Here is a 12,307-nt window from a genome sequence, read left to right on the forward strand (position 1 = left end):
TCCCAATGCTAACTGACGCGCCCCCATCATGCAACGCCGGGATGCCCAGGTGTCGCATCCAGGGCCGATTGCCGGGGCTGGTCCGGGTTTGCCTTATCAAGCCGGCCATGTTAATGTTTCCCGACCGTCAGTTGATCCCTGTCATCTCAAGTTACCCATGCTGCATCCCCTGGCCAGTTTATGGCGTCATTCCAGCCGCGTCACATTTTACGAATCTGGAGGCCAGGTCGGACAGGTGTTGCTGCAAGGCGGCGGCCTGGGCGACCAGAGCCACATGCCGGGCGCGCGCCGGCGCTTCGTCTCCACCGACGAGGCGCACCAATATCTGCGCTACTGGCTGGGTGAACCGGCCGCGCGCGCCGAGCTGCGCTGGTTGCTGCAGCGTTCCGGGCCGTCGCTGGCCACCGCCGCCGCCGGCGTCGACGGCTGGCTGCATGCGCTGGCCGGGCGCCTGATGAGCGGCGCCATCCTGGTGATGGAGGAAATGAGCCGGCAGGCGCGGCCGGGCCGGTTGGTGGCGCCGCCGGCGGCCGCCATGGCCGCCGCCGCGCTGTCGGCCTTGCCCGCGCTCAGCTCGCTGCCGGCGATCCCGGCGCTGGAGAACCTGCTGCCGGCGCTGGAGGATATCCGTATCGAGGGCGCCGAAGTGCTGCCCGAGCTGAACCAATCGCTGGAACAGGTGCAGGCCACCATCGCCACCATCGGCAGAGCCTCGTTGTCGCTGGACCCGGCGCCGAGCAAGGTGGCGGCGATCAAGGAAGCACTCAGCGCGGCCAGCGCCAAAACCACGACCACGCTGGGCGACCTGTAGATGAAGGTGATCGACCACGCGCTGGAGGTCCTGCCGCAAAGTCCCGTGCGCATCGCCGACGCCATGAAGACCGCCGCCGACACGGTGGTCGAGCAGGGCGAGACCTTTGTCGCCGAGGTGAGCGCCTGCGCCGAGTCGCTGAAGGCCGAGGTGCTCAAGGTCGCCGAGCAGATCAAGGCGATCCCGGACCTGCTCAACCCGCAACCCATCATCGATTGCTGTACCGGCGTGCTGGAAACGGCCGCCAGCGATTTGCGCCGGCTGGCCAGCGACGCGGCCGCGATCCCGCAGCGCCTGCTGGCGCAGGCGGCCGAGGTGCAGACCGTGATCGACTCCGCCAACGAGGCGGTGCAGTCGATGAGCAATCTGCTGCCCGAGCTGTCGAATCTGGTGCCGGACTTCAGCGGCCAGATGGCGTTCTTCAACAGCCTGCCGTCGCGCGGCCAGGCGCTGGCCGACCTGGCCGTGCGCAGCGGCGCGATGTTCGAGCAATACGGACGCGACCTGCTGCCGCTGTCGGCGCAGCTGGAGCAGTTGGGCACGCTGCAGGGCGGCGCGGGCGCCGGGGCCGCGCTGACGCAGACGTTGCTGGCCAAGGCGGAACAATTGCAAAGCGACAGCCTGGCCCAGGCGCAGGCCTTGCGCGACACGCTGAGCGGCAACGTCGACGACGTGCAGGAGCAGATGGCGCTGGCCACCGGCCAGGCGCTGGACGTGATCGGCGGCGTGTCGGACCTGATACGCAGCAAGGGCGACGATTTGCTGGCGCCGCTGCAGGCCGCGATCGACCTGGTCGACGACAGCAGCGATACGCTGGCCGACGAGGGGCGTGCCGTCGACGCGCTGTTCGATGAAAGTTCGCGCCAGCTCAGCCATGTGGCCGACATCCTGTTCAAGCCGATCGCCGCCGCCCGCGCCCAGGCCGACCTCGTGTTCGACGCGCTGGCCTCGGCCGGCGCCAATGTCGACGCACTGGTGCGCAAGGTCATGCAACCGCTCGACATGCTCGACGTGCGGGTCGACGCGATCGCCCAAGCCTTGCAGGATGTCATCACGGTGATCCGCGAGGAGGTCGACAAGGTGCGGCAATTGCTGGCCGAGCTGGACGAGGAGGCCGAGCACGCCAAGACCATCCTGCGCCAGCTGCCGGAGAATTTCGAACCGGTGCGCACCATGATCGCCGAGGCGGTCGCGATGCTGGTGCAGGTCAAGGGCAATATTCCGGTGTTCGTCGCGCAGGCCAACAGCGCGCTGGATGCCGCCGCCAGCGAGCTCGACCAGGCCGACGCCTTGTGCACCGGCGCGATTGAAATCTGCACCCGCTACATGATGAAGGCGCCGCCGCTGATGCTGGCGCGCGGCCTGTTCGTCGGCATCAAGGCGATGATCCCCGGCGTCAAGACTGCGATCGCCGGCGCGCGCGCGGCGGTCAAGACGGCGGGCGACACGGCGACCGGGCTGATGGACCAGGCGATCGGCCTGGTCGAGGCGCTGAACCCGCTGCTGGACCAGGCCATCGCCCAGGTGCAGGTGGCGATCGATGCGCTGCTGGGCTTGCTGGAGCAGATGCAGGCGGCGATGGTGCTGGTCGGCGACGCCGCGCAAAAAATCCCGCCGTTGCTGCAGGAGCAGGTCGACAAGGCGTGCGCGATGGCGCATCAGGTGCTGGACCGGGTGCGGGCGGCGGCCGAGCAGTGTCTGGCGCAGTTGCAGTGCGAACCCTTGGTGCGGCGCTTGCAGGATGAGTTGTCGGCCTTGCTGGACCGTACGCTGGCGCCGCTGGAGGCGCAGATCCAGGCGGCCGGCGCGCCGTTGCAGAAGGCGCTGATGCAGGGCAAGGAGGAGGTGGCGCAGGCGGTGGTGCTGGCGCGCGACGGCCTGGCGACGCTGAGCCGGGCGATGAACTCGGCCAGGGAGCAGGCGCAGGCGCCGATCACCAGGCTGGCCGACACGGTCGACGGCGCCAAGGTCCAGGTGCAATCGGTCAGCGACATGGCGCGCCAGCAGGTGCGACAGGCCACCGGCCAGGCGCTCGGCTATGTCGACCAGGTGATGGATGCGATCCGCGCGCTGAATATCGGCGCGGCGGCGGAGCAGGTGGCGCCGTACGCGGCGTTCTATGACGCGACCGCCGCGACCTATCAGCAGGTGCGGGGCGACGTCGAGCGCGCCGGCGATCTGGCGGCGCAGGTGGCGAGCTGGCAGGCCGATGCGCAGCAGATGGGCGGCGATTTGCTGGCGCGGGTGACGCAGGCGTCGTCGCAGGCCAGCGAGTGTGCGACGGAAGTGCAAACGGCCGGCGAGACGGCGCAGTCGGGCGCGCAGGAGGCCGGCGATTCGATGCAGGAATCGGAGTCGATCGCCGCGCAGGTGCAGACGTCGTTCGACGGCATGCGGGCGGACGCGCAGGGCGTGGCCGATGGTGCCGATGGGGCGTTGGAGGAGATGTCCGGTTCGCTGGACGAGGCGCGGGCGCAGTCGGAGTCGGTGACGGCGGGCTATGGCGAGGGGGGCGATGCGGCGTTGGCTGACGTCGAGGCGCAGGCGGAGCAGGCGACTGCGGCGGCCGAGGCGGCCAAGGAATCGGAGCAGGCGCTGGCGGCGCAAATCGTCGCCGCCGAGGCCGATGTCGGCGCGGCGGCGGAGCAGGCCACGGCCGACACCGAGGCCAGGAAGGATGAGGCTCAGGCCGGCATCAAGCTGACGCTGGCGGAGGTGGAGGCGGTGCAGGCGCAAGTCAACACGGCGCGCGCCGAGGCGATCAAGGCCGAGGCGATCGTCGATGCGGAAGTGGTCAAGCATGGCGGCGAGACGGCCTTGGCCGACGCCGGCGCCGGCGCCGAGGCGACTGCGGAAACCGCCGCCGCTGCCGCCAATGCAGCCACAGCAGCCACCGCTGCTGCCACCGCCACCGCCACCGCCACCGCCGCTGCTGCCGGCTCGGCCGGAGCGGCCGCCAGTACTGCGGCTCCCGCCGACTCGGATGGAGCAAATTCCCCCGCAGCGTCCGGCGACTCGGCGGGGGATGCGGCCGGCGCGGACAATGCTGCGGCCACCGACGGCGCCGCCGCCGGCCGCAGCGGTGCGGGAGATGGGGCAGAAGATGGCGACGCCGCAAACGGCGCTGGCGGCGATGGCGGCGATGGCGGCGGCGACGGCGTGGCAAACGGCGATACGGCGGCCGGCGACGGCATAGCGAACGGCGATACGGCGGCCGGCGGCGGTGCGAACGACGCAGGCAGCGCCGCATCCGCCAATGGCGCGGCAGCCGCTTCGGCGGATTCGACCGCGAGCGGCGAGGGCAGCGATGCCGACAATGTCAGCTCGGCAGTCGACGTCGCGGCGGGCGACAGCGGGGCAGACGCCGCTGCCAATGCCAACATCAACGCCGATGCCAGCTCCGACGAGACCAAGCAGCCACGAACCTTGCCCGGCGACGCCGCACCGCCAGCCGAAGAGCAAGCGGATCAGCTTGACGGCTGCCCAGAACTGCCTGGTGATGCCCCGCAAGACGGCGCAGGCAATCCGCCGGATGTCGCCACCGGCTCCAATGATGCCGGCCAGCCCGATGATGCGAACTCGCCTCCGGGACTGCCGGCTAAACGCCTCAAAGCCGGAGCCGCCGCAACTGCCGGCGACACCGCTGCCCCCGCCGGCGCCGCCGCCGAACCTGCCTTGGAAGCGGCTACGCTGCCCAACGCCGGTGCGCTCCCCCGCAAGATGGGCGGCAATCGATTGGCGGCTGGCCAGGCCCTCGGCAACACGCCGGCCGACACCGCATCCGCCGCCCCCGCCGACACGCCAACGCCATCAGCCAACGCACTTCAGCCGCCCGCGACTGCGACGAAGGCGGACTCCGCGTCGGCACCATCCGTGGACGCCAGCGCTCCACCTGCCGCAGCCAATCCAGCCGCCGCGACCGACCCAGCCGCAGCGGATCCAGCCGACGCAGACGTCGCGACGCCAAGCCCTGCGTCGGCGACCGGCGCGCCGTCCAGCGCCGACGAGGCCAAAGAGCTTGCCGCCGCCGAACTCGCTCCCGCGACGGAGGCCGCCGCCGCAGCTGCGGCGGAACCAGCCGCAACTGAATTGGCCGCAACTGAATCGGCTGCCGGCGCGAGCAAGGCGATGAAGGCCGGCGGCGCACGCCCGGCGCAAGGCGGTGATGGTGCCGATGCCGGTGCTGACGGATCGAACGGCGCCACTGCGGATGCTAATGTGTCGCCAGTAAATGAAGGCGATGGGCCGACGGCCTCAAGCGATGACGCAGACGGCGATGCGGTGCACAACCCTGCAAACGACGAACCGGACGGCGCGGCTGGAGATGGCACGGCATCCAGTGGCGATGAGGCAAAATCGACAGCAGCTGCTGACCAAGATGGCGCAACCGGCACCGGCGTGGAACGAGCCACTCAGAGCGGCAACGACGCAGGCGCTGAGGCTGGCGCTGAGAGCGACAATCACGCCGGCGCCGAAGCGGACGCGGGACACAGCAACGGCAAGGGCTCGGAAGCCGGCACGGCGAGCGGCAACGACGCCCACGCCGGCGAGCCGCCAGACGGCCAGCTTGGTGGTCACGACGCGACTGCCGACGGAGACGGTGGCGCGAACGCGGAAGCCGATGCGGCCGGTGGTGCAGCAGGGCGCGTCAAATCCGGCTCGGCCATGTTGGATAGCGCAAATGCGTCCGATGTCGCCGGCGCGCCAATCGGCGCCAGCCATGCATCCGATACGCTTGGCGGCGCTGGCGCGACGTCTTCGACGGGCTCGCCGTGGCCTGCCGGCTCCGCGCCAGCCGCCACAACCGCCACAGCCACCACAGCCACCACAGCCACCACAGCCACCACAGCCACCACAGCCGCCACGGGCGCAACAGCCACCACAGCCACCACAGCCGCCACGGGCGCAACAGCCGCCACAGCCGTCGCCGCCACAGCCACCGCAGCCACCACGTTCCCCTTGGCGGCCCGTTTTGGCGGCGCGCGCTGGAACGGCGTCAAGCTCTCCTACTCGTCAAGCCGGCTGGGCGGTCAAGCGCTCCGACCGTCCCAAATCCCTCCATCGCCGATCACATCCAGCAGCATCAACAGCTTGCACGCCGCAAGCGCAACGCCCCCACCAGCCACTGTTGTCACTCACACAAAAGACACAATTTGACAACCCCATTAGCGTGAAAACCACGCTGATTCTGCTATGTCACAGAGGGGTCATATAAAACATCGTAAAGCTGGAAAAAAAGCTTGTTGCCAACAGAATTTACATTTAATATCAATTGAGCACCGGAAACTATTGTACCTTTCTAATATGTTGCGGCGCAGCGAAAAGGTCGGTGGCGATAGGTTATGTACTGGCCTTCACTCATCCGCTCTGTATCCCTCCGTCGTCCGTGAATTACCAGAAATGTGAGGATGTGAATGTCAGACAGCTTACAAAAATGGGTGGGGCGTAATCGTCCTCCTCGGGTCCAGATCACCTACGACGTCGAAATCGGTGGTGCCATCGAGAAAAAAGAGCTGCCCCTGGTGGTGGGTCTGCTGGCCGATCTCTCCGGCCAACCGCTGGTTCCGCCAGCGAAGCTGAAGTCCCGTCGCCTGATCGAAATCGATCGCGACAACTTCAACGAAGTCATGGGCAAGATCGCCCCGCGCCTCGACCTGTCCGTACCGGACACGCTCAAAGGCGAAGGCAACCTCAAAGTCGAACTCAATTTCACCGAATTCGAACACTTCCATCCGGAATCGATCGTCACGCAAATCCCACGTCTGGCCAAGTTGCTGGAAGTGCGTCAGCAATTGCGCGACCTGCTCGGCAAACTGGACGGCAACGATGAACTCGACGCCCTGCTGGAAAACATCGTCCAGAACACCCAGGAGCTGAAGACACTCAAGGACCAGGACGCCGGCGCACCTGCGGCCGAAGGCGCGGCAGAAGCCACCCCTTCCTGACAGCGGGCGCCACGCGCTCCTTCCAAACATTTGTTTACAGAGAGTTAAATCATGGCCACCAATCAAGCCGCCAAGAGCGGTGCTGGTAAGTCCGTTGAAACCGGAGAACTGAGCCTGCTGGACCGTATCGTCCAGGAAGGCAAGATGGCGATCGAGCCATCGCAAAACGCGTACGCCAAAAAACTGCTGGGCCAATTCGCCACCCAGGTGCTGGACGAAGGCATGAAGACGGCGCCGAACAAGGGCGTGGTCGCCACCATCAACGAACGCGTCGCCGAAATCGACCGCATCCTGAGCGACCAGCTGAACGCCATCATGCACCACGAAGACTTCCAGAAGCTGGAAGGTTCGTGGCGCGGCCTGCACGACATGGTCTACGGCACCGAAACCGGCACCAACCTGAAGCTGCGCCTGCTGAACGTGTCGAAGAAAGAGCTGCTGAAAGACCTGGAAAACGCGGTCGACCACGACATGAGCGTGCTGTTCAAAAAAGTGTACGAAGAAGAGTACGGCACCTTCGGCGGCAATCCGTATTCGCTGCTGATCGGCGATTACTACTTCGGCCGTCACCCGCAAGACATCGCCCTGCTGGAGCGCCTGTCCAAGGTCGCCGCCGCCGCGCACGCGCCGTTCATCACCGCCGCCGCGCCGTCGCTGTTCGACATGGGCGAGTTCACCGACCTCGGCGTGCCGCGCGACCTGTCGAAAATCTTTGAAAGCGCCGAGCTGGCCTCGTGGCGCGGCTTCCGCGATTCGGAAGATTCGCGTTACGTCGCCATGGTGCTGCCGCGCTACGCCGCCCGTCTGCCGTACGGCGCCAAGACCAATCCGGTCGAAAGCTTCAGCTACGAGGAAGACGTCGACGGCCGCGACCACAGCAAATACCTGTGGGCCAACTCGGCTTACCAGCTGGGGCTGCGCATCACCGACGCCTACGCCAAGCACAGCTGGACCACCGCGATTCGCGGCGTCGAAGGCGGCGGCAAGGTCAGCGGCATGACCGCGCACACCTTCAAGACCGACGAAGGCGACACCGTCCTCAAGTGCCCGACCGAAGTGGCGATCACCGACCGCCGCGAGAAGGAATTGAACGACCTGGGCTTCATCTCGGTGGTCAATTCCAAGGGTTCGGACTTCGCCGCGTTCTTCGGCGGCCAGACCGTCAACAAGCCGAAGATGTACAACCTGGACGCGGCCAACGCCAACGCCGCGTTGTCGGCGCGCCTGCCGTACGTGCTGGCCGCTTCGCGCTTCGCGCACTACATCAAAGTCATCATGCGCGACAAGATCGGCAGCTTCCAGAACCGCGCCGGCGTGGAGAACTTCCTGAACGCATGGCTGAGCTCCTACGTGCTGCTGAGCGCCAACGCGACGCAGGGCGAAAAAGCCCGCTTCCCGCTGGCCGAAGGCCGTGTCGACGTGACCGAGGTGGCGGGCAAGCCCGGCGCCTACTCGGCCACCGTGTTCCTGCGTCCGCACTTCCAGATGGAAGAACTGACCACCTCGATCCGCCTGGTCGCCGAACTGCCGGCCGCTGCGGCTTGATCGCGCGCACTACACACTGATGTTTTCGCAAGGCCGGGCGCCACGCCCGGTCTTGCTTATCAAATTTGGAGCCAGCAATGTCTGACGTACTTATTTTAGATTTGGGCACGACCATCAAGGGCAACAGCCAGATCACCGGCTATACCGACAAGATCATCGTGCTGTCGTACTCGCACAGCGCCTCGATTCCGCTGCAGATGGATTCGTCGAACACCGAGCGTACCTCGGGCCGTCCGGTGTTTTCCGAGATCTCGTTCTCGAAGATGTCCGACCTGTCGACTACCGAAATGTACAAGGCCTGCACCCAGGGCAGCAAGATCGGCACCGCCACGCTGTACGTCGGCCGCGTCGAAAACGGCAAGTACATGAGCTTCTTCAAGTACGAGATGACCAACGCCATGATCTCCAACATCTCCACCTCGGGCGGTGGCGGGATCCCGTCGGACTCGTTCTCGATCAGCTTCACCAAGATCAAGTGCGACTACACCCAGCAGCAGTCGGATTCGACCGCCAAAGGCACCGGTACCTGGAACTGGAACCTGGAGACGATGAAAGCGGATTGATGCCTGTCGGAGGCGGCGCCCGCCGCCTCTTTGTTGATCTCGCCGAGCGTTCTGAAATTATGTCTAAAGCCATCACGGCGTCGCTGGTTCCGTTGTTCGACCGGCTGACCGGCATGTCCCACGCCGCGCCGGACGGCCGTCTGCTCGATGGCGGCGGCCTGCAGCATTCGCTGCGGCTCGATCTGATGCGCTTGTTCAATGTGCGCAATTCCCTGTCCATCCCCCAATTCCTCAACGGCGAACCGACGGTGCGCGATTACGGCCTGCCGGACATGCTGGCGTTGTCGCCGCAATCCGACCAGGACCTGGCCACCTGGTCCGCCGTGCTGTGCCGCTGCGTGGCGTTGTACGAGCCGCGCATGTCCCATGTGCGGGTACAGGTGCAACCCGACCCGGTGCGGCCGTACGCGGCGCACGCGGCGATCTCCGCCGTCGTGGCGCTGGGCGAGCAACTGTGCCGCGTCAATTTCGATGTCGCGCTGGACGCCCGTTCCGCGACCTTGATGGCGGCCGCATGACGGCGGGAGTGCGGGCGTGAGCGACGACATTCTCGAATACTACCGGCGCGAGCTGTCCTACCTGCGCACCCAGTCGGCCGACTTCGCCGCGCGCTATCCGAAGGTGGCGCAGCGGCTGGTGTTGTCCGGCGGCGAATCGGCCGACCCGCACACCGAGCGGCTGATCGAGTCGGTGGCGTTTCTGACGGCGCGCGTGCACCGCGACCTCGACCGCGACTTCCCGACCATCGCCGGCGCCATGCTGGACAATCTGTGCCCCAGCCTGACGCAGCCGGTACCGGCCATGACGGTGGTGCAGATGACGCTCGACGCCACCCAGGGCAAGGTGATGGCCGGCATGCCGGTGGCGCGCGGCACGATGTTGTCGACCACCGCCGCCAGCGGCGAGAACTGCCGCTTCCAGGTGGCGTGGAACACCACGCTGTGGCCGCTGAAGGTGGCGGCGATCAAGATGGAGGACACCCGCACGCTGCGGCTGGACCTGCGCTGCGACGAGGGCCTCGACGTCTCCGAGCTGGAGCTCGACACGCTGCGGCTGCACCTGTCCGGCGACCTGCTGACCACCATGCCGTTGCACGAGCTGCTGATCAGCGGCCTGGAGCGCATCGAGCTGGCGGCCGGCGGCGGCGCGCTGCACCGGCTGGGTCCAAATAACCTGAGCGAAGTCGGTTTCGCGGAGGACGAGGCGATCCTGGCGCAGCCGGCGCACGCCCATCCGGCCTACGCGCTGTTGCAGGAATATTTCGCCTTCCCGCGCAAGTTCCAGTTCTTCGACCTGAAGGGCTTGCGCGGCTTGCTGGGCACGGGGCAGGGCTTCTCGGTGCGGCTGGTGTTCAACCGCAGCGCCCGCGTGCTGTCGCTGCTGAGCGCGGAAAATTTCCTGCTCGGCTGCGTGCCGGCGGTCAACCTGTTCCCGGTTACCAGCGAGCCGATCCGGCTGGACCGGCGCCATTACGAATACCTGCTGGTGCCCGACTACCAGCGCGAGGCGATCACCGAGGTGCATTCGGTGGTGTCGGTGACGGCCTCCGATCCGCGCGCCGACCGGCCGGAAATCATCCCCAGCGTGTTCGCCGAGACGGCCGACGGGTCCGGTTCCGGCGCGTCGGTGTTCTGGTCGCTGCGGCGCGAGATGAGCCTGCGCAAGGGCATCAATGGCACCGACGTGTATCTGAGTTTTATCGATCGCAGCGACGTGCGCGCGGTGCCGAGCGAGCCGGTGGTGTATGCCCAGCTGCTGTGCACCAACCGCATGCTGGCCGAACAGATTTCGCCGGGCACCCGGTTTTATGGCGACGGCGTGTCGACCTCCACCCGGATCCGCTCGTTGTACCAGCCCAGCGCGCAACGCACGCCGGTGATGGACGCCAAGGCGCTGTGGTCGCTGGTGGCGCTGCTGCGGCTGAATCACCGTTCGCTGGTCGACGGCACCAACGGCGTGCAGACGCTGCAGCAGATGTTGATGCTGTTCGCCGGCGACAGCGCGCGCGACCAGGCGCAGGTGCGCGGCGTCAAGAGCATGGCGGCCAGCGTCGCCACCGCCCGGCTCGGCAACGATATCTGGCGCGGCCATTGCCGGGGCACCGACATCGTGCTTGAGTTCGATGCCGATGCCTTTGTCGGCACTTCGCCGCTGGTGCTGGCCGGCGTGCTGTCGCGCTTTTTCGCCTTGTACACTTCCGCTAACTCCTTCGTCCGGCTGGCCGTCACGCGCGGCGGCGAACCTTGGATGCAGTGGCCTGCGATGACTGGACGCCAATGTCTGATCTGATGTCGCTGTTGCGGGACGAGCCGCACGCCTTCAATCTGTTCCAGGCGATCAGCATCCTGGAGCGCGGCGAGCCCGAGCTGGCGCCGGTCGGCACTTCGGTCGGCATGGATGAGGCCTTGCGGCTGTCTTCGCAGGTCGATCTGGCGTTCGCGCCCAGCGATATCACCAGTCTTGCCGACAGCACGCAGACCGGTCCGGCGCTGACGCTGAAATCGCCGGCGTTGTCGCTGGCCGGTGTGCACGGTCCGTTGCCGATGCCGTTCACCGAGCTGCTGATGGAGCGGCGCCGTGTGCGCGATGTTTCGGGTCTGGATTTTCTTGATATTTTCAATCAGCGCTTGTTGGGATTCCTGTACCGCAGCCGTCGTAAGCATCATCTGGCGCTGAGCGCGGGCGAGGTTGACCGGGCGCCGTTGGTGCGTAGTCTGGATGCGTTGTCGGGGCTGGGGCGGGCCGAGGGTGCGCGTAGTCCGGATGGCGACCAGGCCTGGTTGCGTCACGCCGGCGTGCAGGGTGCTGCGCCGCGTTCGATGGCGTCGTTGTTGGCGGTGCTGCGGGATCGCATGGGTGTTCATTTTTCTGGCCGGCAGTTCGTCGGTGGTTGGCATCCGCTGGCGCTGTGCGATCGTGCTCGCTTGCACGACCAGGGGCGGCCGGCCAGCGTTCAGGCGCGGCTGGGCATGGGGGCTTGTCTTGGGGCGCGGGCGTGGGACCAGGGCGCCGGCATGGCGCTGAGCACGCCGCCGTTGGCGCCGGCGCGGTTCGCGTCGCTGCTGCCGGGCGGACGTGACAATACCTTGCTGGGGTGGCTGGTGGCGCGGCATTTGCAAAGCGCTATCCAGATCGAATTGACGCTGGTGCTGGCGGCGCGGCCGGAGACGCGGCTGACGTCGGCGCCGGCCTCGTCAGCGATGGCCACTGCTGCTGCGGCGCCGGGGGCGGCGTCGGCGTCGGCGACGAGCTCGGCCCCGGCGTCGGCCCCCGGCCCGCAGTCGGCATCGGCATCGGCGTCGGGGGAGGCGTTGGCGCCACGGTTGGGCCTGAGCGCCTGGCTGTGCGGCCAGCCCGGCGCGGCAAGCGCCGCCGCGCCCGCGCACTACCAGCAACCACGCTTCCTGCTGGCGACCGACGCTGAGCCGGAAAGGAATTAAGGC

The 12,307-nt window shown here is 67.1% G+C and carries 8 protein-coding genes; all 8 read left to right on the top strand.

The window, feature by feature from the left end; translation table 11 throughout:
• Positions 1–157: 157 nt before the first annotated feature.
• The 8 genes from GW587_RS17420 to tssG all read left to right on the top strand — a co-directional run bounded on the left by GW587_RS17420 (position 158) and on the right by tssG (position 12,304).
• Entirely contained in the window at positions 158–811 is a 654-nt protein-coding gene (locus tag GW587_RS17420) for a hypothetical protein (protein ID WP_166105538.1), read from the top strand.
• Positions 812–5,968, top strand: a complete 5,157-nt coding sequence (locus GW587_RS17425; protein ID WP_207393531.1) for an ATP-binding protein — start codon at positions 812–814, stop codon at positions 5,966–5,968. It abuts the gene before it with no gap.
• 257 nt (positions 5,969–6,225) lie between these two features.
• Entirely contained in the window at positions 6,226–6,756 is a 531-nt protein-coding gene (gene tssB / locus GW587_RS17430) for a type VI secretion system contractile sheath small subunit (protein ID WP_166105540.1), read from the top strand.
• Between the two features lie 51 nt (positions 6,757–6,807).
• Positions 6,808–8,301, top strand: a complete 1,494-nt coding sequence (gene tssC, locus GW587_RS17435) for a type VI secretion system contractile sheath large subunit (RefSeq protein ID WP_166105542.1) — start codon at positions 6,808–6,810, stop codon at positions 8,299–8,301.
• 77 nt (positions 8,302–8,378) lie between these two features.
• Positions 8,379–8,864, top strand: coding sequence for an Hcp family type VI secretion system effector (locus GW587_RS17440; protein ID WP_166105544.1), 486 nt, complete (start codon positions 8,379–8,381; stop codon positions 8,862–8,864).
• A 59-nt stretch (positions 8,865–8,923) separates the two neighbouring features.
• The gene (tssE, locus tag GW587_RS17445; protein WP_166105545.1) at positions 8,924–9,382 is read left to right on the top strand and encodes a type VI secretion system baseplate subunit TssE; all 459 of its coding nucleotides are present in this window, start codon (positions 8,924–8,926) and stop codon (positions 9,380–9,382) included.
• Positions 9,383–9,398: 16 nt separating this feature from the next.
• Positions 9,399–11,153 (top strand): type VI secretion system baseplate subunit TssF, encoded by a 1,755-nt coding sequence (gene tssF / locus GW587_RS17450; protein WP_166105546.1) that lies wholly within the window; start codon positions 9,399–9,401, stop codon positions 11,151–11,153.
• Complete coding sequence (gene tssG, locus GW587_RS17455; RefSeq protein WP_229259498.1) at positions 11,141–12,304, top strand: type VI secretion system baseplate subunit TssG; 1,164 nt, start codon at positions 11,141–11,143, stop codon at positions 12,302–12,304. The genes tssF and tssG overlap by 13 nt, the downstream gene beginning before the upstream one ends.
• The last annotated feature ends 3 nt before the right edge of the window (positions 12,305–12,307 follow it).

The organism is Duganella aceris, assembly GCF_011090165.1.
GTDB classification, from domain to species: domain Bacteria; phylum Pseudomonadota; class Gammaproteobacteria; order Burkholderiales; family Burkholderiaceae_D; genus Rugamonas; species Rugamonas aceris.

Coding starts and splice junctions, on each gene's coding strand:
- tssE (WP_166105545.1), top strand. CDS start 8,924: ATGTCTAAAGCCATCACGGCGTCGCTGGTTCCGTTGTTCGACCGGCTG.
- tssB (WP_166105540.1), top strand. CDS start 6,226: ATGTCAGACAGCTTACAAAAATGGGTGGGGCGTAATCGTCCTCCTCGG.
- tssG (WP_229259498.1), top strand. CDS start 11,141: ATGTCTGATCTGATGTCGCTGTTGCGGGACGAGCCGCACGCCTTCAAT.
- GW587_RS17425 (WP_207393531.1), top strand. CDS start 812: ATGAAGGTGATCGACCACGCGCTGGAGGTCCTGCCGCAAAGTCCCGTG.
- tssC (WP_166105542.1), top strand. CDS start 6,808: ATGGCCACCAATCAAGCCGCCAAGAGCGGTGCTGGTAAGTCCGTTGAA.
- GW587_RS17420 (WP_166105538.1), top strand. CDS start 158: ATGCTGCATCCCCTGGCCAGTTTATGGCGTCATTCCAGCCGCGTCACA.
- GW587_RS17440 (WP_166105544.1), top strand. CDS start 8,379: ATGTCTGACGTACTTATTTTAGATTTGGGCACGACCATCAAGGGCAAC.